We start from the raw sequence: 22,571 nt of genomic DNA, 5'->3' as shown, positions 1-22,571 counted from the left end.
GTAAGCAGCTCAGATTCCGGTCTGGCGCTCGCGGATTTCGGCGAGCGTTTTGCAATCAATGCACAGAGTCGCTGTCGGCCGTGCTTCGAGACGACGGATGCCGATTTCAACACCGCACTGATCGCAGAAGCCGTAGTCGTCCTTGTCGATGCGATCGATGGTCTGGTCAATTTTCTTGATCAGCTTGCGCTCACGGTCACGGGTACGCAGTTCCAGGCTGAACTCCTCTTCCTGGGTTGCGCGATCACTGGGATCCGCGTAATTTGCTGCGTCTTCCTGCATGTGGTGCATGGTGCGGTCGACTTCTTCCATCAGCTCCTGCTTCCATTGCAGCAGCAGATTCTTGAAGTGCTCCAGCATTTCAGCACTCATGTACTCTTCACCCTTTTTCATTTCATAAGGGGTGAAGTTGGTAAAACGTTCGCGTGGTTGTTCTGCAGTGTTTGCCATTGAACCCGGCCTCTTGTTTGTACTTCACAAGAACGCTTTGCTTCCCACCGCGTGAGCCCCCGTGGCTGCGCGGTTATACCCTGGATGAAGCATTCGTCCTGAAACGGGAATTTGCGGAAAATAGCAGATTAGTCACAGGGGTGCCAGCCTTGTGACACCTACTTTTGCACGGAGATCACATGAAGTTACCAGAACCGTTGGTGGAAGGGCATCTGATTCGCCGCTATAAACGCTTCCTTGCGGATGTTCGCCTGAGGGACGGCACGGAAGTGACTGCCCATTGTCCAAACACAGGATCCATGCTGGGGTGCCAGCCAGAAAATGCCCGGGTCTGGTTGAGCCGGAGCGATAACCCCAAGCGTAAGCTGCCATATACATGGGAGCTGGTGGAGACTGAGCCTGGCATGCTTGCCTGTATCAATACTGCCAGACCAAACGCCCAGGCCCGGGCCGCCATCGAACATGGCACGGTTCCGGAGCTGAGTGGGTATCGCGTCTGCCGTTCGGAGGTCAAATACGGAGAGGAAAAGAGCCGGATTGATCTGCTCTTATCCGGGCACCCCGGTCAGCCTGATGCCTGGGTGGAGGTGAAAAACGTAACGCTGGCGGATAATGGTCAGGGGTTTTTCCCGGACGCGGTTACCACTCGCGGACAGAAGCACCTTCGGGAGCTTATGGCTCAGGTGGCGAAAGGGGACCGTGGGGTTCTGTTCTTCGTGGTCAACCATACCGGCATCGAAACGGTCCGTCCCGCCGATCACATTGACTCGAAATACGGCCGGTTGTTGCGGGAAGCCTGTGATGCCGGGGTGGAGGTGGTGGCGTATCGTGCAACCCTGGCAGGGGAAAACGGCTCTCCCTCCGGAGCAATAACCCTGGTCGAGTCTGTGCCGGTTATTCTGGAAGTCTGACCTGAATGGCACTGCCCGTGATTCGAAGATCAAGGGCAGTCAGTGCGTCTCCCTGGCATGGCCCGGCAATACACTCTCCGGAATCGGTTTTGAACAGGGCGCCATGGGTTGAGCATTGAAGGAACAGGTTATCGGCGTCCATAAAACGCCCGGGCATCCAGTTCAGTTCAACACCCAGATGCGGGCATTGGTTGACGTACGCCCTGGGTTTCTGGTCGTCCAGAAACAGGAAGCCCATGAGTGGCATGGTGCCGGGCTTCGGGTTCTTCTGGCGAACCCGGAATTCTATAAATGTCTCCGGCGCCAGTTCATCGAACTGGCAGACCGTTTGCCACTCATCGCTTGCTGTGTTGTTCATAAAAACTCTTGGTTACCTGCGAGCCTGCCGTCCTTGTGTCATGCCGGGCTGAGGCCGAAGTGTTGGCGAATCCGGTCGGCGACCGCCTCCGCAACGTGCTCTTCGTCTGTGTGCAAATGGATCGTATGGCTTTTTTCGTCGGCGGTGAGCGGCTCAAACCAGCTTTGCTGGGCGTCCAGCAGCTCTTCTGTCGCCTCGGACGCGTCTCCGGAGCGGGCACGGATCCACTCCCGGCGCAACGCCTCCGGTGCTTCACAGTGGAGCAGGGCGAACGGCAAGCCTTGGGTTTCCGCGACGGCGGCAAACAGGGACCGTTCTTTTTCTTTCAGGCTGGCGGCATCAACGATCACCGGACAACCGGCCGCCAGCAGATCGCCCGCAAGATCGGCCAGGCGCTGGTAGGTTTTCTCCGTTGCCGCTTCGGTATAGAGATTACCGCCGGTTGGAGACTTGCTGCTGTCCAGGGGCGCGAGACCGTGAAGTCGCTTTCTTTCCACGTCAGAGCGCAACCGGATCAGCCCCAGTTCGCCGGCCATGGCTGCGCTGACACAGGTTTTTCCGCTGGCGGACAGCCCGGTTGTGGCTAATAAATAAGGGTTGGGGATGATGCTGTAGTCTTCGGCAAGTTGCGCGTAATCCCGGTACCGTTGCATCAGCGTGGCTTTTTCCCCTTCGCTCAGAGAAGGGTTCCCGAGAGTGAAGAGGGCAATCTTCGCGCGGACCAGAGCTCGGTAGGCCTTGTAGAGCGGGAGCAGGGGGATGGCTCCGAAGTCGTCACGGTATTCCAGGTACGTGTTGAGTACCAGGTTGGCGAGCTTATGCTCCTGTCGGGACTCAAGATCCATCAGCAGGAATGCCAGGTCGTTAATCACATCAATCCAGCGAAACGATTCGTTGAATTCAATGCAATCGAAAACCGTAACCTCGCCCTCAAACCGGGTTATGTTGGCCAGGTGAAGGTCGCCGTGACACTCGCGAACAAATCCGTTGGCATGCCGCTCGGCAATCAGGTCCCGGTGGCGCTCAAATGTACTCTCGGTCCAGGCTTGCAGGTTCTCCAGCTGAGTGAGTAGCCCTGCGTCATCAATCATTGGCCGGATCTGGTCGAAATTTTCCTGCATTCCGGCATATACGGCCTCGGGTGTGCCCAAAGGTTTGTCGGCAGCAACCGGTGGCAGTTGTTCGTGGAAATTCGCCACCTGTCTGGCGAGGCTGGTCAGCAATTCAGGCGTGAGAGTGTGCTGCTCCTGTTGGCGGTCGAATAGCTGGTCCTGCCCGAACTGGCGCATTTTAATGACATACTCAAACGCGTTGCCGTTCCCGCCGATAACCGGATGGTCTGGCGTGCCCGTGATTGGCAGGACCTCCAGGTAAAGGTTCGCCGCAAGACGACGGTTCAGTCGCAATTCCTCCTCGCAGAAGTGCTTTCGCTTTTCCAGAGTTGAAAAATCCAGGAAGCCGAAGTTCATTGGTTTCTTGATTTTATAGGCATAGTCACCGGTCAGGATGACCTGGGAAATGTGAGTCTCAATGACCTGAAAATCCCGGACCGGGTGTTCATACAGATCAGGATCTTGCAGTGCCAGAATCAGCTTTTCTGGGGGTGTTTCACTCACGTTGTTCTCCTCGCAGTCCCTGAACCTGTTGATTTTTAATGCCCCATCATAACGGGCAGATTACAGAAATAACACACAGTTGCCCTGCCTTTGCAGCGGATGCCTTAGTTATAATCCGGCTATGAAAAAAACGAGCCCACCTTCCCGGTCCAGCAAGAAGTCTCCCCGCAAGTCATCCAGGACGGGCCGTCGCCCCCGGTTCTGGCGGTTTTTTGTGCGCGCTTCAGTCATTGGCCTGGTGTTGCTGGCCGGCTGGGTGATCTATCTGGACGCAGTGGTGACCTCTCGTTTCGAAGGCAGGCGATTTGAGGTTCCCTCCCGGGTGTATGCGCGGCCTCTGGAACTATACGACGGTGCGGGTATCAGCTCTGGTGCGCTGGAAAGAGAGCTGAAGTTGGCGGGCTTCCGCAAGGGGGATGGCGCCAGGGCTGGCAGCTACCGTCGCAACGGTGGACATTTTGTTATCAGTACCCGTGGATTTCGTTTTCCGGACGGCGATGAGCCGAGGCGCAGGCTTTCCCTGAATATATACGCCGACCGGATCCAGGACTTTTCCGTCATTAGTGGCGATGCCTCGCCGGTTGTTCGACTGGAGCCCGCTCAGATTGGTGGTATCTATCCCTCCCACAAGGAAGACCGGGTCCTGGTTCAGCTTGAGGATGTGCCGGCACTGTTGCCTGCAACATTGATGGCGGTTGAGGACCGGAATTTCTACGACCACTTCGGTGTCGCGCCACTGTCGATAGCTCGCGCGATGCTGGCAAATATACGCGCCGGCCAGATAGTCCAGGGCGGTAGTACGCTGACCCAGCAATTGGTGAAGAACTTTTTCCTGACCCGGGACCAGACGCTGTTGCGCAAGGGGAATGAGGCGCTAATGTCGATCCTGCTTGAGCTTCATTACGAGAAAGGCGACATACTTGAGACTTACCTCAACGAGGTGTATCTGGGGCAGGCGGGCACCCGTAGTATTAACGGCTTTGGTCTCGCGAGCCAGTTTTACTTTGGTGAATCCCTGAAAGATCTTGATGTGCACCAGATCGCATTGCTGGTTGGAATGGTGAAGGGGCCAAGTTATTACAATCCGCGCCGCCACCCCCAGCGTGCCACGGAGCGCCGAAACCTGGTGATCTCCGAAATGGAAGATGCGGGCCTTATAGACTCGGTCCGCGCCGCGCGGGCCAGAGGGCTCGCACTGGGTGTCAGTGACAAGCCGTCCTACTCTGAAAACCGGTATCCGGCCTATATTGACCTGGTCCGCAGACACCTGGCGCGGGATTACCGGGATGAGGATTTGCGGAGTGAAGGGTTGAGGATTTTCACGACCCTGAATCCGGCCACACAGTATGCGGCCGAATTTGCGGTGACCGACACGCTGCCCAGGTTGAGCAGCGGCGAAACCCGAAAAGCTCTCGAAGCGGCGCTGGTTGTGACGTCCAAGGACAGTGGCGAGGTGCTGGCGCTGGTTGGAGGCCGCGACCCTCAATTTGCCGGTTTTAACCGGGCCCTGGATGCCCGCCGCCCGATCGGCTCCCTGATCAAGCCGTTTATCTATCTGTCCGCGCTTGAGCAGCCCGATCGTTATACCCTGATCACGCCAGTGCTGGATAAGTCCTTCGTCCTGGAGTTTGACGACGGGCGGCGGTGGGAGCCCAAAAACTATGACGGCAAAGAGCGTGGCGAGGTGCCGGTGCATGCGGCACTGTCTCACTCCTACAACCTCCCCGCGGTTCGGGTGGGCCTGGATGTTGGCGTCGATGTAGTCAAAGCGAACCTCCAGGCGTTTGGTGTAAGCTCTGAGATATCAGAATACCCGTCCATGTTGCTGGGGGCTGTCGCCATGAATCCTGTCACGGTGGCTCAGATGTACCAGGGGCTGGCGACTTCCGGATTTAATACGCCCTTGCGAACCATTCGGGAGGTGACCGATGCCAGCGGAGAAGCTTTGACTCGGTACAGTCTGGAAGTGGACCAGGTGGCGGATCCTGCGGCTGTCCACCTGGTTCAGTACGCAATGCAGGAAACCATGCAGGAAGGTACGGGGAAATCTGCGTATTACACAGTGCCAGAGGAGCTGGCACTGGCCGGCAAGACCGGAACAACGGACGACGGCCGGGACTCCTGGTTTGCCGGTTTCAGTGGAGACCTGCTGGCCGTCGCCTGGGTGGGGCGGGATGATAACGGCGGCACCTCGCTGACCGGTGCAAGCGGTGCCTTACCCGTTTGGTCCCGGTTCATGGCGCAAGTGCCCCAGCACAGTCTTTCGCCCGTGGTACCCGACGGCGTCAATTATCATTGGGTCAATGGCAAGAGGCAGGCATTAACCGGTGAGTACTGCGATAATGCGCGCTTTATGCCGTTCATTTCAGGCAGTGAGCCGACGCAGGAGGTATCCTGCTCGGGTACCCTGCAGCGGCGAATTAAAGGCTGGTTTGAAGGATTGTTCCAATGAAGACGTTTTTTCTGACTCGTGTGAGCGCGGTGGCCGTACTCTTGACCCTCGCAGGTTGTGCCTCCAGTACAGGGGGTTCCATTTATGTCCCGATCGGGGGCGAGGCGCCAAGAGCACCTGAGCTGCCGAGAGCAGCCAGTGAGCCTGAAAAACCGGAAGTATGGCGCAAGAGTGAACAGCCGGAAGTGTCCCAGCCGGCTGAAACGGCGCCCCGCACCACTGCTCCGAGTTACCGGGATTCAGGCGATAGCCTGTCCCCGGCAGCACTCAGTCTGGTTCGTGAAGCCGACAACCTTTTGCGTCAGGGGGATGCGCCTGCAGCGATTGCCCGGCTTGAGCGGGCTCAGCGTATTGCTCCCCGAGCCGCTGAAATCTATTTCAAGCTTTCCGAGGCCTATGTCGCCAGTGATCAGCTGGGATCGGCCGAGCAATTCACTCTGAAAGGGTTATCCCTGGCCGGCAATGATTCCAGCTTGCAGCGGGCGGGGTGGATGCTGCTGGCGGATATTCGAAGAGCAAGAGGTAATGTGGCAGGTGCGGATCAGGCAGAGGCGCGAGCTTCGGCACTCTGAAAACCCGGCGCTCTGAAAAAAAGCCCCTGGGTTGCAGGGGCACTTATCCGTGATAGCTTAGCCGATCACGGCAAAAGCGGAATGGGGTCCGCTTCAACGTTGGTGTTGGCAACCACAGTCACATTCTGCGTGCCTTCAAAGTCCAGGCCGTCGTCGGTCTCGTTGTCATCCAGCTGACAACTGTAGCTGATGGTGTATTCGCCGGCGGTCAGAAATGCTGCTGTGTAGGTATAGATGCCGTCATAGTCATCGTCAGCCACGGGAACAGCCATCAATGGCCCGGCTTCCTCGCTGTTCACATTGATGTCCGTTGGCGTGGCATTGATGCCCTCATAGATATAGACGGCACCTTCGTAGCCTGTCGCGCAGTCGGCAAGATCGGCATCATTCGCCCGGGTCTGGCTTAGCGTTACGTAGTCCACCTCACCAGAGATGGAGCCCACTTCCAGATTGTTCACCAGACGCAGGGACGGCTTGAGCAGATAGTCTGCCAGAGATGTGCCTTGCGGGTTCACGATGGACTTTTTCACGTCGAAATCGATGGTGAAGTCGGTGGTGGTGTCCGCCGCTACCAGGAACTCGCCCTTGAGCTTCAGTCCGCTCTGTTGGCCGGAAGGCACGGCCAGGGATTTTTCGATACCCGGTTCAGCTTCCAGTTCTACGTAAGAGCCGCCGGTATCAACCAGAAGTCGGAGTTCAGAGTATGGGCCGGCAGGTACTTCTTCATCGGTAATGAGAGGTTCGCTGACGCCCCCCTGAAGATCCAGAAGATCCCAGGTTTTGGGTTCATCAAAACTGAACTCGACCCATTCACCATCCTGAGGCTTCAGGGAAATTCCGGTAAATGTGACGGTTACACTGGAGAACTCCATGGCCGGTGCGTCGGTTACGTCGAAGGAAACTGTGCCGGTTGAGCCTGAGCCATCGCTACCCCCGCCGCAGGCAGCAATACCTGCTGCCAAAGCTGAGACGGTGAAAAAACGGATGGAACGCTTCATATAAACCCCCTTGGTCTATTGCTTGGTACATACCGAGTAAATCGTTAACTCACTCTGCAACCACGCTCGGGCTATGCTCAGCGTTCCGTGAATTTTGTTAACGCTTCCTAATGTGGCTGCCACAATTGCCAGCTGCCGGAATCAAGAGGCAAATGCAGTGGGTGCGCAACTGGTATAGACTTCCGGGCTGAAGATACTCAAGCAGGTAGTAACGGTTTGCCCCTGATCCCTTTCAGATCCTCAAAAAACAGGCGGTTCGAGTCACTGGTTCAACCCCACCTGGACGCCATGTACCGGTTTGCCTACCGGCTGGCCGGGCAGCAGCAGGATGCAGAGGATCTGGTTCAGGACGTAGTTGTGAAACTCTATCCCCGGCTTGACGAGCTGGAGGCCGTTGACCGTTTGCGTCCCTGGCTGAACCGGGTCCTGTATCGGCAATTTATCGATCAGGTCCGACGCAAGGGGCGACAGGGGGATCGCCCCCTGAGCGAACTCGTCGCACCGGACAGCCATGCGGACTGGCTCGACAGCCTTGAATCGGATAACGCGGGGCCGGAAATTCAGCTGGAACAGGCTCGGTTGCGCCCGGCGCTGGACCGTGTTCTGGCGACGCTTGCACCGGATCAACGCGCCTTGCTCCTGCTTCACGATGTTGATGGTTGGCGTCAGGAAGATATTGCAGCCGTGCTCGACATTCCCTTGGGCACGGTGAAGTCCCGCCTGCACCGGTGTCGGGCTGGTCTGCGAAAAAAATTACAGCGTGAGCTGGAACCAATTCCCCGGGGTGGACGTGTGGGAGAATGAGGTGATGACTATGTCCTGTCGGGAAATCCGGGTAAGCCTTGTCGCTTACATTCACAATGAGCTTGCAGAGCCGCAGCGCGAGCAGATCGCGCAGCATTTGCGTACCTGCCCTTCATGTATGGCGCGGTTCGAATCTGAGCAGACTCTGAACGGATGTTTGCATGAGAAGACAGAAATCCCGATGCCTTCAGCGGATTTTCAGTCACGCGTTCTGGCTGCGGCTACCGGTCGGGAAGCCCACGCGCGGAAGGGTTGGAGTCACACTGTAATGGGGGGGGCGGTAGCAGCTGCTCTGGCGTTCGGTATTTCTCTTGGCGCGATGTTCAAGGGAGAGGAGCTCGGGGGTAATGCAACAGTTGTCGCAGAATCGACAGAGACAGAAGGCCAGGCGACAGAGGGCTTGGTCGCTCCGGGCGGGCCGGTTGAACGATCCGTTCGTCTGGCGTTTCGTTCGGGGATGCCACTTGAGAATGTAACCTTGACCCTTCAGTTGCCTCCGAACGTCGAACTTGCCTCCTTGCCGGGGCGCCAGGAAGTAAGCTGGAAAGTGAGCCTGGAGGCCGGTGAAAATGTTCTCGCATTGCCTCTGAAGGTTTTGTTTCCCGGTTCAGGCGAGCTGACGGCCCGGCTTGACACCGGTGAGCGTCAAAAGACATTTCGGGTGATGATCCCGGATGATGAAAGTGTTGGCAGAGAGGGGCCGGCATCATGAAACCAGATTTTTCGGGACTTAGAGCCTGGCTCCAGTGCGGTATTTTAATCACGGGGCTTGCCCTGTCAGTGACCGCGTCGGGTAATGACGATCTGGACGTCACCATGCGTATGGTCCTAGACGACTCCGATATTACCGGTTCTGTTGTGCGCCAGATTAAGCTGCCCGAGGCGGCTTCACTTGAATCGCGGCCACCAGCCGACCGCCAGAAGGTTCAGGGGGTAGGCCGGTCGGGTGAGTCCGGTCCCGGTAATCGTGATTTTGGGCAATCGGTTGCTGAGGATGTTCGTCAATCCAGGGAGACCGTTGATTCGATGCGGGAAAAAGCGAAGCGGCCTTCTGAACTGATCGAGCAGGTCCAGGAGCTGCAGAAGGACGGTCCGCCCGGCCTTAATCGCTGAGCCGACTCGGACCTCTGCGACAATTTCCCTGTCATACCTTGCTATACTCCTCAGCGTTATCTGCTCGGTAACGCTGGCACTTTGCGTTCACCGGTTCCTACTTCTCATTTGACTCCGGAGCATGCTGTTTGCTGGTGTCTCGGCTAACCATTGTGTGCTGGCTGCTATTGGTGGCACCCTCCCTGTCGTCTGCGACCGAACGGGCCTCCCCGGCAGATGTTGTCGCGCTTGGGGTTGAACGGTTTCAATCCGGTGACCTTGAGGAAGCTCGTAAAGTCTTCGAAGCTGCCCGGGCCGGTGGCATCGAGACCGTCTCCCTGAACTACAACCTCGGCGTCGTGTACTACAGGCTGGGTCAATATTCCGCAGCGGAAGCCAGCTTTCGCAAGCTACTGTCGACCGACCATCGTATTCTGGCCAGCTACAATCTTGGTCTTGTTGCGCTCGCCACGGGGAACAGAGCTTCCGCGAGGGACTGGTTTCTTGAGGTCAGCGCCCCAGCCTCTCCGGAAAAGCTTCGCAGACTGGCCTTGATACAACTTGAAACATTGTCGGCGGAGCCAGGATCACGATGGCCCGCCGCCGGCATCGGCTATCTGGCCCTTTCCGCTGGTTATGACAGTAATATTGCCGGACTTCCGGAATCAGTGACCTCCAGTCAAGGGGGTGCTTTCGTCGATGCACTCGCAGCCGGTTCAATTGATCTGTCAGTACTGGAAGGGGGGCGCCTGGCTCTGGAAGGGGCTGCTTACGCCCGCCAATACCCTTCGAAAAATAGCTACAACACAGAGTTGATGGAAGGCAAGTTGGCCTGGAGCCGGAACCTGGATGCGTCTTCAATCGGCGGGGCATTAACGCTCAGTCAGTCGTGGTTTGATTCCGATGAGTTCGAGCGTCGTTTTGGCATAGAAGGGGGGCGGCGCTGGCAGACCTGTCCCGGGCAGTTCATGTTCACCGATTGCTCTTTGTCTCTGGCGTTTGCGCAGGTCACCGGCGGCAGCGAGTTCGAGTCGTATGATGGACAGTTTTACCGACTGGGTCTTTCTGCAGTGAGGCGATCCGGCGATTGGAGACTGAGGGGGCAATACTCCTGGGAAGTCAATGATCGACGCGACCTCCAGGCTGGTGATCAGTTTGTCAGTGTCTCTCCCGAACACCACAAAGTTGAACTGACGGGGAGCTATGACCTGCGTCCGGCAGTCACTGCCGGCTGGATTGGCTCCTTCAGATACAGTCGGTATCGTGATTCCCACGTCCTGCTGGTGGATGGCGCACTGGTCACTGAGCGTCGTACAGATAAACGGGTTGAGGCCGGCCTGTTTCTGGAAAGCCGGCTGGATGAGCGGTGGCTGTTGAGAGTCGAGTGGACAGTGCTGGATAACGTAAGTGGGATCAGTCGATACAGTTATCGCAGGCACATGCTCATGGGGACGTTGGAAGGGGTGTTCTAGCCCCGGCACGGATGCCGGGGCCAGTGAATCCGGCATCTCAGAGGCCGACGTTTTTCAGCCGGTTCGCATGCTGCTGGAAAACAGCCTTGGGGTCTGTTTCAAACAGGCTATGCAAGCCGAGCGCCTGGTTGACTTCGTCCAGGTGGTTCATGAAGTAATTGTCCCGGATGGTCTTGCCAAAGTGATTGCTGCACCGCCCTACAAGGCCATCGTTAGCACTGAAACCGAACGCCAGGCTTGTGGTCCCCAGCAGAGCGTCTGACGGGTCGAGGACATTCGTCAGCACACCGGTGCCACCCCAGGAATAGAATCGAACGCCATTGGCGGAGTAAGCCCCTTCGCCACAGGACGTGGTTGGAATACCTGCCGGTGCAAAAGAATTGAACTCTGCACTGCCTCGAGTTGTCAGGGAGCGCAGGCTTGAGCGGAGATCCTGGTTGTAACCGCCGCCGGAAAGCAGATCAATCAGGCCGCCTAGCGCATTGCCAAGCGAGGCCGCCAGACTTTCGGCGGGTGAGCCATAGATCAGGTCGGCCACCGGAGACCCTTTGTGGGGTGAACCTACGGAAGTAACCGAGGCCACCAGGTCTGGCCGCACCCGCGCGATATACCGGGCTGTGGGGCCACCGTGGCTATGGCCCACGAGGTTAACCTTGCCATACACTGCGGCAATGGCCTGCACTTGCGGTAACAGGGCTTCGCCCCGAGCGATCGTGCTATCCAGGGCGGGTACTTGTGTGGTGTAAACGTCGGCGCCGTATTTGCGAAGGTCCTCCGCGACACCGTACCAGTAGTCCACGCCAGCAATCGAATCGAATCCGAACATCCCGTGCACCAGCACAATCGGATAACGGGTATCAGTGTAATTAGACGGTGTAGAGTCCCACCACCAGGCGGCGGCCGGAGCCGACCACGCGACCACGCAGGCCAGAGCCATTGTTTTGATCCAGGTTTTCATTGTCGTTCCTACAGTTTGATGTTGTGTTTGTTATTCAAACTGCGGCTCAACCTAACGGGCTGCTCCAGAGACTGCTTCTCTTACTGCATCCACCCGACCGGGCAGAGTAAGGGCTTCCGTGCGCTGACTTCTGTGTTGTGATTGTTAGATTGTTGCCGTCAGAGCATCTCGACTGAGATCTGACCATAATTTGACCGGAGGGGCCCGTAAGTCAATGTCACAAGAGGCACAATGAAAGGATTCGCTCCCAAGCTGTGACAAGGATCACTACGATGGCCCCGCATGACATGTGTCATGCGGGGTCAGTGTTCGAGGGGGTGGGTCAGAGTGTCGCCATCACCTTGCGTGCCGCCTCAATGGTATGCTCTATGTCGGCATCGGTGAGGGCTGCACTCGTAAAGCCGGCCTCGAAAGCCGACGGGGCCAGATAAACGCCCTCCTTGAGCATGCCCTGGAAGAACTTCTTGAATCGCTCCACATCACAACCCATTACCTGATCGAAACGATTGACTGTTTCTTCCTCTGTAAAGAAAAACCCAAACATGGCGCCTGCGCTCTGAACGGCCAATGGGATGCCCGCGGCGTCGGCCGCTGCCTTGATGCCATCGCGGACCGCGATGGTTTTCTCCGTCAGTCGATCGTGAAAGCCCGGTTCGGAAATGGCATTCAGGGTAGTCAGACCCGCGCACATGGCAAGCGGATTACCGCTGAGGGTGCCGGCCTGATACACCGGGCCAAGAGGCGAAATATGCTCCATGATTTCTCGCTTGCCGCCGAAGGCACCAACCGGAAGGCCGCCGCCAATAACTTTACCCAGCGCGGTCAGGTCAGGCGTCACACCATAGAGGCCTTGGGCACCCCCAAGAGATACCCGGAATCCCGTCATAACTTCATCAAAAATCAGTACGGTTCCGTGTTCGTCGCAGACTTCCCGTAAGCCTTCCAGGAAGCCCGGTACAGGCGGGATGCAATTCATGTTGCCGGCCACCGGTTCAACAATGATGGCGGCGATCTCGTCTCCCATCGCCGCAAACGTTTCGCGCACGCTGTCGATGTCATTGAACGTAAGGGTCAGGGTGTGTTTGGCGAGACTCGCGGGGATGCCGGGTGAATTTGGCACGCCAAGGGTCAGAGCGCCGGAGCCGGCTTTTACCAACAGCGAATCCACATGGCCATGGTAGCAGCCCTCAAATTTGACGATCTTGTCCCGCCCTGTGTAGCCCCGTGCAAGACGAATCGCACTCATGGTTGCTTCGGTACCGGAATTCACCATGCGTACCAGCTCAATCGACGGGACCAGTTCACAGACCTTCTTGGCCATGTCGGTTTCGATGGAGGTCGGGGCGCCATAGCCGATGCCCAGGTCGACCTGGGCATGCAGGGCTTTTTTGATGCGCGGGTCCGAGTGACCAAGAATCATCGGACCCCAAGAGCCGATGTAATCGATATAGCGGCGATCATCTTCATCGTACAGGTAGGCACCTTCGGCGTGTTTGAAGAACACTGGCGTACCGCCCACGCCACGAAAAGCCCGGACCGGGGAATTCACACCGCCCGGAATGTACTTCTGAGCTTCTTCGAAGAGGGTTTCGGAGTGTGTCATGGGTCTGGGTTCCTGTTATCTGGAAAGTGAAAAAAGTGGATGATGTTGCTGGAACAGGCGCGTAAACGCTTTGGCGCGCCGCTCGATGTCCTCTGGGCTGCCACCGAACAAACCGCCTACCACAGCCAGCATGTCCGCTCCGGCCCGGATCAGAGGTTCACCATTATCAACGGTGATTCCTCCAATGGCTGTGAGCGGGCGGCGGAACTGTCTGGCGTTGGTCAGCACGGAAGGGCTGGCCGCAGGGGCCCCAGGTTTGGTGCCGGAACTATAAAATCGCCCAAACGCCAGGTACGTTGCGCCGGCTGCGTCCGCCGTCTCAGCCAGTTCAATACTTCCGTGACAGGTGATGCCAATGATCGCTTCTTCGCCGAGTATGTGTCGCGCCTCTGTCTGCGAACCGTCGGTCTGGCCGAGGTGAACACCAGCCGCACCCGAGCGTCTGGCCAAGTGTACATCGTCGTTGATCAGCAACGGCACGCCAGCATTCCGGCAAACCGCCTGCAAATCCAGAGCCTGTCGGAGCCGGTCAGCCATGGGCGCTGACTTTTCCCGGTATTGTACCAAAATCGCACCGCCTCGCAGAGCGGCTTCTACCGAGGCGAGGAGTAAGTCAGGAGGAGTCAGCCGGCTGTCGGTAACCGCATACAGGCCCGGACGTGCGGTTAAGCTCATCGTTCCCAAAGGATCCCCCGGTCTGGTACCGGCTGACCTTTGCCTACCTCCAGTGCATGGAGGATCGCCCGGTTCACATAATTCTGTGCCTGGGAGATGGCTGCCCGCTGGGACAGGCCGCTGGCCCTACCCGCAGCAATCGCCGCCGCCAAGGTGCATCCGGTACCATGGTACTCACCTCCGATACGCTCGATTTCCCAGGTCATGGGCTCTGGAGCGTGGTTGAACAGAGTGTTGGTAATATGCAGGCCCGTGCCATGGCCTCCAGTAGCAAAGACCGATGAGCAGCCGGTTTTCATAAGGTGCCGGGCGGCCTGTTCCGGATCGGCGCTGTCACCCAGCATGCTAAGTTCGATTCCATTCGGGGTGATCATCTCGGCAAGCGGGAAAAGGCGGTCCTTCATTGCTGAAATCAGAACTTCGTCGGCAAGGTCTCCACCGCCAGCTGCCTTGATGACCGGGTCGGTGATCAAGGGGATTCCCGGGTGCTTCCCGATGAAGTCCACCAGCACGTCCACTATGTCGGCATTGCCCAGTGCGCCGGTTTTGATGGCATGAATTGGTGCGTCTGCGGCGATACACTCCAACTGCTGGCGGATCAATTCAGCATTAAGGGCTTCCGCGGCATAGACGTTGACAGTGTCCTGCACTGTAAGGCATGTCACAACGGGCAGGGGATGGCAGCCCAGTGAGGTAATTGCTTGTATATCTGCCTGAATGCCCGCGCCACCGGACGGGTCCAGTCCGGAGAGAATCAAAACCTGGGGGCGTGTATAGCGTTTGATGTTTCGGCTCCTTAAAACGGTTTAACAACGGCAAGAATGACGACAGCCAGCAGGACAAAAACCGGAAGCTCATTGAGCCAGCGGTAAAACACATGGCTTCGGCTGTTAAGGTCATCCCGGAACACCTTCACCAGGTGCCCGCAGTAAAAGTGGTAAATGATCAGAAGGACGATCAGCGCCAGCTTGGCGTGAAACCAGCCCTGGCTAAAATAGCCGGACACATTATAACTGACAAGCCATACGCCAAAGACGATTGTGGCTACCATCGAGGGCGTGGTTATACCCCGGTAAAGCTTGCGTTCCATGATTTTGAAACGCTCCCGGCCGGGCTCATCCTCGCAGGCTGCATGATAAACAAACAGCCTTGGCAGATAGAAAATGCCGGCGAACCAGCACACCATAGAAATTATGTGGAAAGCTTTAACCCACAGCATCCGTTAGCTCCGTCGGTATTGGTAATAACTTTCGATATCGGATTTCAACACTACGCCGTAAACCCGTTGAATCATCGGTGCCACATGGCGTTGTACGTACAATGCCTCAGCATCGGTTGAGTCGAACTCGTTCAGAGCCTCTTCGAGAGTCGCCTGATACTGAACGGGCGCAATATCTCGCCGATTGGCGGGAATATCCATAAGGTCAATGGTGTCAGGTAATGCTGTTGGCTCTTCGGCGGCCCGCTCGTCGGTATCTTCTATGTGGCGCGCCAGGTCAACGGCTGGCATCAGCGCCGTGGGTCCGTTGCTGCCTTCCACAATGAGCCACTTGGGTTCCGATTTCAGGATCTTTCGGGCTTCATCCGCAGACAGGTGGCGTTCGGTTCGTAAAATGCTCCGATCCATAATGGCGCCGACAGAGACTCGCCTGAGTGCCTGGATAACCGGAGAGCTCTGATAACTCAGGCCCTGACTTTTCAAAATGGTCAAGAACAGTGACTTCTTGCCGAAAGCTTCGCTGGTCACGAGGCTTGAGGTGGTGATAATCAGCATGCCTGGCAAAATAATGTTGGGGTTCCGGGTAAGCTCCATTAGAGCCATCAACGCGGCCAAAGGTGCCTGGAGAACGGCGCCCATCATGGCGCCCATTCCCAGCATGGCATAGAAACCCACCGAAGACGCATGCTCCGGGATAATCTGGGCGCCAACCAGTCCCATGGCGCCGCCAAGGGTTGCGCCCATGAACAGTGTCGGGCCAATCACGCCGCTTGGCATACCGAGTCCGATGGACAGGGATGTGATTACCAGTTTTGAAACGCCAACGCCCAGCAACAGCCAGAAGCCCAACTGACCGTTGATTGTCTCGTTTACTGTGTCGTAGCCAATGCCCATGGTTTCGGGGATCAGAATCGCGAAGGGCACCATCAGAAGACCGGCGGTTCCGATTCGGAGCAGGACCGGCCGGTGCAACTGGCGTCCCATAATATCGACAAGCTGGATAAACAGGGCGGCAGCAATACCAATTATTACGGCGATGGCGAGAACCCAGGGGATTTCCAGCAGAGAATTCATCGTCAACGCAGGCACATTGAATGCTGGCTCCGAGCCGTAGACGGCCTGGGTCACAACGGCTGCGCTTACCGCCGCGAGAATGATCGGCGTGAATCCGGCAATGGTGTACTCCATCATCACGACTTCCATGGCAAAGATTACGCCGGAAATCGGGGTGTTGAATGAGGCAGATATTGCGGCCGCACAGCCGCACGCCACCAGCGTCCTGATGCTGTTGTTGGGCAGTCGCATCCATTGCCCCATCAGGCTTGAGAACGTAGCTCCAAGGTGGACCGCCGGACCCTCTCGTCCGGCGGACTGGCCAGTCACGACAGTCACAACACCGGAGACAAACTGAACGATGGCGCTGCGGAAGGTAATGTATCCCTGATGGTAGTTAAGTCGCTCCATGACATGGACGATGCCGACCTTGCGGTTATGAGTGCCCAGACGGTGAAGCATCAGCCCGAGTGTGAGTGCGCCCGCCAGAGGCAACAGTCCACGGGTTATCAGGCTCAGTTCCTCAAACGATTCCGAGCTCGACCCAGGCAGAAAATGCTCAAGAGGCCACTCGATGGCGAGGCGGAAAACAAGAATAACTCCGCCTGTGATAAGGCCGGAAAGGAGCCCAAGCACAGCAAGTTGTGGCAACGCATCCACGCCAGAGAGCCTGCCTCGGAATACAGGGATCAGGTTCTCGGTAATCTGGTGCCAGATTCTTCGCATGAACGCGGGGGTTCCGGTTTGATGTGGTGGAGTGTCAGGTAATTTCTGACAACATTGTAACCGTCGGCTTGCGGGCTGCAATAAGTCGTTGGTTTATCATGTTAGACTATGAGGCCAATCCCGAACCCCTGATACGACGTCGCTGGAGAAAATGGTGATTAAAGTAGGCATCGTTGGCGGCACTGGTTATACCGGTGTGGAACTGCTGAGAATTCTCGCAGTTCATCCTGAAGTTAAGGTTAGTTGCATTACCTCCCGTTCAGAAGCGGGTATGCCTGTAGCGGATATGTACCCGAATCTGCGCGGACATTATGACCTTGCATTCTCTGAGCCGGACGCGACTGTGCTAAAGGCCTGTGACCTTGTTTTCTTTGCCACGCCTCATGGTGTTGCCATGCGCATGGTGCCGGAACTGATGGCTGCCGGAGTACGAGTGGTGGATCTTTCTGCCGACTTCCGTCTGAAAGATCTGGATGTATGGGCCAGTTGGTATGGCATGCGCCATGAGAGCGCCGAGTGGGCCGCTAAAGCAGTTTATGGCCTGCCGGAAATCGCCCGGTCCGTGATTCGTGAATCCCAGCTCGTTGCCAATCCCGGCTGTTATCCGACAGCTGTTCAACTCGGTTTCCTGCCGCTTCTTGAGGGTGGGCTGGTTGATCCGACTCGCTTGATTGCCGATGCCAAATCCGGGGCCAGTGGCGCTGGTCGTCAGGGTAAGATCGGTATGCTCCACGGCGAAGTGGGAGAGAGCTTCAAGGCTTACGGTGCATCGGGTCACCGGCACCTTCCGGAAATACGCCAAGGGCTTGCGGGTGCTGCCGGACAGGACGTTGGCGTCACCTTCGTGCCTCATTTGGTTCCGATGATTCGCGGCATTGAGGCGACGCTTTATGCGGAACTGAACAACCCGACCGATTTTGACCGGCTTCAGAGCCTGTTTGAAGAACGCTTCCGGGAGGAGCCGTTTGTGGATGTGATGCCCTTTGGCAGTCATCCGGAAACCCGAAGTGTCCGAGGTGCCAACCAGTGTCGGATGGCACTGCATCGGCAGGAGCAGAGCAATGTTGTTATCGTATCTTCGGTGATCGATAACCTGGTGAAGGGTGCCGCAGGGCAAGCGGTCCAGAACATGAATATCATGTTTGGCCTGGCAGAAACGCTGGGGCTTGAAGCCCCGGCGCTTCTGCCCTGAGGAACGTCTGTGAACGAAGAACGCAAACCGGCGGAAGAGTATGTCGTTATCCGCCACCGACCGGGCTACCGGTTCCGGCGGACCGCCATTCTGCTGGTGTTCACTATTGTTGCGGCCGTTGCCGGCTATGCAACCGGACTCGCCCAAGGCGGCTTTCGGTTTTCTAGTGTTGAGGCATCAAATGAGGTTCTGGAGGACGAGCTGTCGGCGCTCCGCGACAATTACACCAAGGCTCGCCAACAAGTCATCAACCTGGAACGCGGCAGAGCCATTGACGAACAGGCGTTGAACCAGGCCCGGACGTCGATCGTTGAACTGGAAACCCGGATTGCATCACTGAAATCGGACCTGACTTTCTATAAAAATATCATGGCACCCTCGGAAACCAGTAAAGGCCTTCAGGTGGACAGCTTTACGCTGGCCCCTGACCGCCAGACTGGGGGGTTCGACTTCAAGCTGGTACTCACTCAGGTGGGTAATAACAAAAGTTATATTGCAGGTCTGGTGGCGGTGAATGTCATCGGCCGGCGCGACGAAGAAAAAGAAGTCATCGCACTGCGTGACCTGTCCGGGGAAATTGAAGACCTCGGCGTGAAGTTCCGGTTTCGCTACTTCCAGGACGTGGAGGGCACACTGGCATTGCCCGAGGGCTTCGAGCCACTTGAAGTTCAGGTTGTGGCTCAGGCCGAGGGGAAAAAATCCTCTCAGGCGGAACGAACATTTGACTGGGATGACTTAACGGAGAATTGAAATGCTTGGTAAGAAAAAGCAGAAACCCCGCCGCCCGACTGGCCATTTTGACACGCTGATTTCCTCGCGCACCACAGTAGAAGGTGACGTTCACTTCTCAGGTGGTCTGCATGTGGATGGCCGGGTGCGAGGTAAAGTCCTTGCCGAAGAGGGCAGCGATGCGGTTCTTCGTATTTCCGAGGTTGGCGAGGTCTCAGGTGACATCGTCGCCCCTCATGTCGTGATAAACGGGACAATTCATGGGGACGTCTATGCATCGGCCCACCTTGAGTTAGCCGAGAAGGCCTCTATAAACGGTAATGTCTATTACAACCTGATCGAAATGGCGATGGGTGCTTCGGTTAATGGCAACCTGGTGCATCAGAGGGAGCCTTTGGGCTTGCTCACCAAGGCCAGTCACGACACAAAGCCCGAGGCTCCGTCCGTGGATCAGGCTTCAGCAGAGCTGAGTGAAAGTTCTGAAGGTGGTGGAAAGTCCGAATAGTTGATTGTTTTACTCAGGAATACCATAATCGCTTAAGTTGTTTACAGGTAATCCGGAGGCGAACTTGAGTGTAGTTCAGCAACAGATGGGCGCGCCGCTGTTTTTTAGCGATAGTGCCGTTGCCAAGGTGCGTGAATTGATTGAGGAAGAGGGCAATCCCGATCTCAGGTTGCGTGTCTTTGTGACAGGGGGTGGCTGCTCCGGTTTTCAGTATGGGTTTTCATTTGATGAAACCCAGGATGAGGAGGATACCGTGGTTGAAAAGGATGGGGTTTGCCTGTTGGTGGATCCGATGAGCTATCAATATCTGGTAGGGGCGACCATTGATTATCAGGAGGGCCTTCAGGGCTCGCAGTTTGTTGTTCAGAACCCGAATGCCAGTTCAACCTGCGGCTGCGGCAGTTCGTTCTCGATCTGACCCAGGGTAGTCCAAAAAAAGGAGAGCCAACGGCTCTCCTTTTTTTATTTGTTCTCAGAATCAGGCGGGATAAATAGCGCCGAGTATTCGGTGGCCTCGGGCTCCGGTTACCTCCGGAAGATTTCCGGGGCTACCCCCAATGGTCTGCTGGGCCAGCCACGCAAAGGCTACCGGTTCAACCCACTGGGGGTCCAGGCCAAGCTCTGATGTGATGGAGAGCTTCCTCGGACCCAAGGCCTGTTCAAGCTCTTTCATCAGTGCGGGGTTTCTTGTGCCTCCCCCGCAGGCATAAACTTTCATCGCCGATGTCTGCGGTAGCTGGCAAACCACGCTGGTGACGGTCAACTGCAAAAGGGTGCGCTGTACGTCTTCCGAACTAAGGTCCGGATGACGTTGTACCTGGGTTCTCACCCAATCGAGATTGAACCTTTCCTTGCCAGTGCTTTTAGGAGCGGGTTTCTCAAAGTAGGCATCCGAGAGCATGTCGTTTAACAGTGACTGGTCGACGCTGCCCTCCTGGGCCCAGTGTCCGTCACTGTCGAAGGGCATACCGGTCTGGTCCAGGCACCAGGCATCCATCAGAGCATTGGCAGGCCCGGTATCGAACCCTGTTACAGGTTGATCCGGCGCTCTGGGAATCCAGGTTATGTTGGCAATGCCGCCTAGGTTCAGGATGCAGCGATCTTCCGTATTCGAGCCAAAGAAAGCCTTATGAAACGCGGGCACCAAGGGTGCACCCTGACCTCCCGCAGCCATGTCCCGCCGCCGGAAGTCAGCTACCGTTGCTACGCCGGTTCGCTCTGCGATAATCGCGGGGTTGCCTATCTGCATCGAAAACGGGGCAGAACCTGACGGTTGGTGTCGAATGGTCTGGCCGTGGCTGCCAATGGCACGGATTCGTGAAAGAGGAATGCCGGCTTCCTGGATAACCGCGGTGGCAGCCTCTGCGAACAGGTTGCCTGTCAGAGTGTCCAGTTCGCCAATTTCGTCAGGCGTGCCCTGATTTTGGCTTACCGCCAGGAGGCGAAGGCGCAATGAATCGGGGTAGCTTAGTGTTTTTGCGGCATGAACCTGGACCTTCCGGTCCTTGAAGGACGCCAGCACGGCATCAATGCCATCCATGCTGGTTCCTGACATCAGGCCGACCCAGGCTTCCATAAGAGTGTTACTCGCCGCGAGCGAGAACGAGCTGTTTCTGGCTGTCCCGGAACACGTCAAACTGTGCCAGGCGCTGTTCGGTGGCGCCTTTGAAACGGGCCATTTCCGATGCAGGCACCGGTTTGGCGTCTGGCAGTTTTACCTTACGTGAGTTGCGCGGAGAGCCGTTAACGCGGAATTCGTAATGCAGGTGGGGGCCGGTCACCATGCCGGAAGAGCCTACGTATCCAATGGTCTCTCCCTGCTTGACCCGAGTGCCATTTTTGATGCCCTTGCCCAGGCGGCTCATGTGAGCGTAGAGGGTGGATATATTGTCGCCGTGCTGCAGGACGACAGTGCGGCCATAGCCGCCTTTCCAGCCTGCGAATCGAACTCGTCCAGTGCCCGCAGCCTTGATCGGTGTGCCTGGGGGCGCACCATAGTCGGTGCCCTCATGGGGCCGGACAACATCCAATACCGGGTGGCGGCGCTGAAGGTTGAACGGCGACGACACGCGGGCATTGATTGGTGTGCGCAGGAATGCCTTGCGCATACTCTTACCATCCGGCGAATAGTAGTCACTGTCACCATGACTGTCGGTGTAAAGCAGGGCAACGTTTTCCTCGCCCTGGTTAAGGAAACGGGCAGACAGTATCCGGCCGGTATCAAATTTTTCACCGTCCAGATAAAGCTCTTCATACACGACTTCAAACCGGTCGCCTTTGCGTACATCGTAAACAAAGTCGACGGCCCAGCCGAAAATGCCCGCTAGCTTCATGGTCAGGCGGTCATTCAGTCCGGCCTCGCGGGCTGCGAGGTAAAGAGACCCGTCAATGACACCGGAAGCGAAGGCCGGGCGCGCTTCTGGTTCGCGCACAACGGTTTGGCCGGAAAAACCATCTTCGTTCTTTTCGATCTTCAGAGATTCAAGCAGGCTCCGCTGAAGCTCAATGGCCTCAAGACTGCCGCCGTCGGACGTTGCGAACCTGATGGTTTCACCTGCGTAAAGCCGCTGTAACTTGTCGGCCTCGCCTTCACCGTGAATAACCGTCAGCATGATGCCGTCATTAAACCCGGCTTCTTTGAACAGTGAAGAGAGCGTATCCCCGGATTTTATATCGAATGTTTGCCAATGGAGTTTGGGGGCCGAGGGAACGACAGGTTGTGCGGGTTCTTCGGTCTTTGCTTGCAGTGGAGCGCCATTCTCGGTTGGAGATTGCTCTTTCGTTGCTGCGCTGCCCGTTTCCTCAGAGGCTGACTGTCGTACTTTTCCCTGGCCAGATACCTTGCCTTCTTCGAGGTCCAGCGCATAGGACATGCGCTTGGCCTCAACGTCGGCGCTCGGGCTCATAAGAATAGCCGCAGTCACAACGACAGTAGCGGCGGCTGCAATAGTAATGTGTGTTTTCGGAAACATTTTTCGCACGTATCCTACCCGTTTTAATCGGCATTCCGGCAGGTTGAGCTGCCTAATTAAAGCTGTTGTTCAAGTATAGACCAACAGATTACCGTATAAAATGCACTCGGGACAGCGTGGAACATTACGGTTGCTGTTCCATCCTCCGGATTTCTGCTGGCGTCATTGTTATAATATGTCGCCCTGTGCGTCCAGTATTGCTTAAAAACTGAAC

General features: G+C 56.7%; 23 protein-coding genes. 11 read left to right on the top strand and 12 right to left on the bottom strand.

The features are described from left to right. Window positions 1-9: 9 nt before the first annotated feature. On the bottom strand, window positions 10-450 hold the full coding sequence (gene dksA / locus BKP64_RS12700) for an RNA polymerase-binding protein DksA (protein ID WP_012139308.1): 441 nt from the start codon (window positions 448-450) through the stop codon (window positions 10-12). 179 nt (window positions 451-629) lie between these two features. Here dksA and sfsA point away from each other — a divergent pair, with 179 nt between their 5' ends. After that, entirely contained in the window at window positions 630-1,361 is a 732-nt protein-coding gene (gene sfsA, locus BKP64_RS12695; RefSeq protein WP_070970626.1) for a DNA/RNA nuclease SfsA, read from the top strand. On the opposite strand, the gene BKP64_RS12690 is transcribed toward sfsA, so the two are convergent. Together BKP64_RS12690 and BKP64_RS12685 are read right to left on the bottom strand one after the other, a co-directional pair. Beyond that, the gene (locus tag BKP64_RS12690; RefSeq protein ID WP_083329220.1) at window positions 1,345-1,719 is read right to left on the bottom strand and encodes a Rieske (2Fe-2S) protein; all 375 of its coding nucleotides are present in this window, start codon (window positions 1,717-1,719) and stop codon (window positions 1,345-1,347) included. The genes sfsA and BKP64_RS12690 overlap by 17 nt on opposite strands. 38 nt (window positions 1,720-1,757) lie before the next feature. After that, window positions 1,758-3,335, bottom strand: coding sequence for a bifunctional aminoglycoside phosphotransferase/ATP-binding protein (locus tag BKP64_RS12685; protein ID WP_070970623.1), 1,578 nt, complete (start codon window positions 3,333-3,335; stop codon window positions 1,758-1,760). Window positions 3,336-3,456: 121 nt separating this feature from the next. On the opposite strand from BKP64_RS12685, the gene mrcB reads away from it, so the two are divergent. Both mrcB and BKP64_RS12675 read left to right on the top strand, forming a co-directional pair. Then, the gene (gene mrcB, locus BKP64_RS12680; protein WP_070970620.1) at window positions 3,457-5,787 is read left to right on the top strand and encodes a penicillin-binding protein 1B; all 2,331 of its coding nucleotides are present in this window, start codon (window positions 3,457-3,459) and stop codon (window positions 5,785-5,787) included. Continuing rightward, window positions 5,784-6,359: a tetratricopeptide repeat protein gene (locus BKP64_RS12675; protein ID WP_070970618.1), complete on the top strand. Its 576-nt coding sequence runs from the start codon at window positions 5,784-5,786 to the stop codon at window positions 6,357-6,359. The genes mrcB and BKP64_RS12675 overlap by 4 nt, the downstream gene beginning before the upstream one ends. 65 nt (window positions 6,360-6,424) lie before the next feature. On the opposite strand, the gene BKP64_RS12670 is transcribed toward BKP64_RS12675, so the two are convergent. After that, the gene (locus BKP64_RS12670; protein WP_070970614.1) at window positions 6,425-7,357 is read right to left on the bottom strand and encodes a DUF4382 domain-containing protein; all 933 of its coding nucleotides are present in this window, start codon (window positions 7,355-7,357) and stop codon (window positions 6,425-6,427) included. A 216-nt stretch (window positions 7,358-7,573) separates the two neighbouring features. Here BKP64_RS12670 and BKP64_RS12665 point away from each other — a divergent pair, with 216 nt between their 5' ends. From BKP64_RS12665 to BKP64_RS12650, 4 genes are all read left to right on the top strand, one after another. Then, window positions 7,574-8,161: an RNA polymerase sigma factor gene (locus BKP64_RS12665; protein WP_083329219.1), complete on the top strand. Its 588-nt coding sequence runs from the start codon at window positions 7,574-7,576 to the stop codon at window positions 8,159-8,161. 4 nt (window positions 8,162-8,165) lie between these two features. Next, window positions 8,166-8,873 (top strand): anti-sigma factor family protein, encoded by a 708-nt coding sequence (locus tag BKP64_RS12660; RefSeq protein WP_227515387.1) that lies wholly within the window; start codon window positions 8,166-8,168, stop codon window positions 8,871-8,873. Next, window positions 8,870-9,274, top strand: coding sequence for a hypothetical protein (locus BKP64_RS12655; RefSeq protein ID WP_070970608.1), 405 nt, complete (start codon window positions 8,870-8,872; stop codon window positions 9,272-9,274). The genes BKP64_RS12660 and BKP64_RS12655 overlap by 4 nt, the downstream gene beginning before the upstream one ends. Window positions 9,275-9,408: 134 nt before the next feature. Further along, window positions 9,409-10,725: a tetratricopeptide repeat protein gene (locus BKP64_RS12650; RefSeq protein WP_227515589.1), complete on the top strand. Its 1,317-nt coding sequence runs from the start codon at window positions 9,409-9,411 to the stop codon at window positions 10,723-10,725. 37 nt (window positions 10,726-10,762) lie between these two features. Here BKP64_RS12650 and BKP64_RS12645 read toward each other — a convergent pair whose 3' ends face one another. The 6 genes from BKP64_RS12645 to BKP64_RS12620 all read right to left on the bottom strand — a co-directional run bounded on the left by BKP64_RS12645 (window position 10,763) and on the right by BKP64_RS12620 (window position 16,959). Continuing rightward, a complete protein-coding gene (locus BKP64_RS12645; RefSeq protein ID WP_070970605.1) occupies window positions 10,763-11,683 on the bottom strand; it encodes a lipase family alpha/beta hydrolase in 921 nt (306 codons plus the stop codon). Between the two features lie 322 nt (window positions 11,684-12,005). Then, window positions 12,006-13,286: a glutamate-1-semialdehyde 2,1-aminomutase gene (gene hemL, locus BKP64_RS12640; protein ID WP_070970602.1), complete on the bottom strand. Its 1,281-nt coding sequence runs from the start codon at window positions 13,284-13,286 to the stop codon at window positions 12,006-12,008. A gap of 15 nt (window positions 13,287-13,301) precedes the next feature. Next, window positions 13,302-13,961 carry a thiamine phosphate synthase gene (gene thiE / locus BKP64_RS12635; RefSeq protein WP_070970599.1) on the bottom strand — a complete coding sequence of 220 codons (660 nt, stop codon included), beginning with the start codon at window positions 13,959-13,961 and terminating at the stop codon, window positions 13,302-13,304. Beyond that, window positions 13,958-14,716 (bottom strand): bifunctional hydroxymethylpyrimidine kinase/phosphomethylpyrimidine kinase, encoded by a 759-nt coding sequence (gene thiD, locus BKP64_RS12630; RefSeq protein WP_083329314.1) that lies wholly within the window; start codon window positions 14,714-14,716, stop codon window positions 13,958-13,960. Before thiD ends, thiE begins: the two co-directional genes overlap by 4 nt. A gap of 41 nt (window positions 14,717-14,757) precedes the next feature. Further along, the gene (hemJ, locus tag BKP64_RS12625) at window positions 14,758-15,180 is read right to left on the bottom strand and encodes a protoporphyrinogen oxidase HemJ (protein WP_070970594.1); all 423 of its coding nucleotides are present in this window, start codon (window positions 15,178-15,180) and stop codon (window positions 14,758-14,760) included. Between the two features lie 3 nt (window positions 15,181-15,183). Next, a complete protein-coding gene (locus tag BKP64_RS12620; protein ID WP_070970591.1) occupies window positions 15,184-16,959 on the bottom strand; it encodes a chloride channel protein in 1,776 nt (591 codons plus the stop codon). A 154-nt stretch (window positions 16,960-17,113) separates the two neighbouring features. On the opposite strand from BKP64_RS12620, the gene argC reads away from it, so the two are divergent. The 4 genes from argC to erpA all read left to right on the top strand — a co-directional run bounded on the left by argC (window position 17,114) and on the right by erpA (window position 19,803). Beyond that, on the top strand, window positions 17,114-18,151 hold the full coding sequence (gene argC, locus BKP64_RS12615) for an N-acetyl-gamma-glutamyl-phosphate reductase (protein ID WP_070973672.1): 1,038 nt from the start codon (window positions 17,114-17,116) through the stop codon (window positions 18,149-18,151). A gap of 9 nt (window positions 18,152-18,160) precedes the next feature. After that, complete coding sequence (locus BKP64_RS12610; RefSeq protein ID WP_070970588.1) at window positions 18,161-18,901, top strand: DUF6776 family protein; 741 nt, start codon at window positions 18,161-18,163, stop codon at window positions 18,899-18,901. A gap of 1 nt (window position 18,902) precedes the next feature. Then, window positions 18,903-19,385: a bactofilin family protein gene (locus BKP64_RS12605; protein ID WP_070970585.1), complete on the top strand. Its 483-nt coding sequence runs from the start codon at window positions 18,903-18,905 to the stop codon at window positions 19,383-19,385. A gap of 85 nt (window positions 19,386-19,470) precedes the next feature. After that, a complete protein-coding gene (erpA, locus tag BKP64_RS12600) occupies window positions 19,471-19,803 on the top strand; it encodes an iron-sulfur cluster insertion protein ErpA (RefSeq protein WP_198402686.1) in 333 nt (110 codons plus the stop codon). A gap of 60 nt (window positions 19,804-19,863) precedes the next feature. On the opposite strand, the gene BKP64_RS12595 is transcribed toward erpA, so the two are convergent. Then, window positions 19,864-20,961: an anhydro-N-acetylmuramic acid kinase gene (locus tag BKP64_RS12595; protein WP_070970579.1), complete on the bottom strand. Its 1,098-nt coding sequence runs from the start codon at window positions 20,959-20,961 to the stop codon at window positions 19,864-19,866. A gap of 7 nt (window positions 20,962-20,968) precedes the next feature. Beyond that, window positions 20,969-22,366, bottom strand: a complete 1,398-nt coding sequence (locus tag BKP64_RS12590; RefSeq protein WP_070970576.1) for an OapA family protein — start codon at window positions 22,364-22,366, stop codon at window positions 20,969-20,971. Between the last annotated feature and the right edge of the window lie 205 nt (window positions 22,367-22,571).

Origin of the sequence: Marinobacter salinus (assembly GCF_001854125.1) — a bacterium.
Lineage (GTDB): Bacteria > Pseudomonadota > Gammaproteobacteria > Pseudomonadales > Oleiphilaceae > Marinobacter > Marinobacter salinus.
Note: the sequence above shows the minus strand (reverse complement) of the source record. Positions and strands in the feature narration are given on the sequence as shown.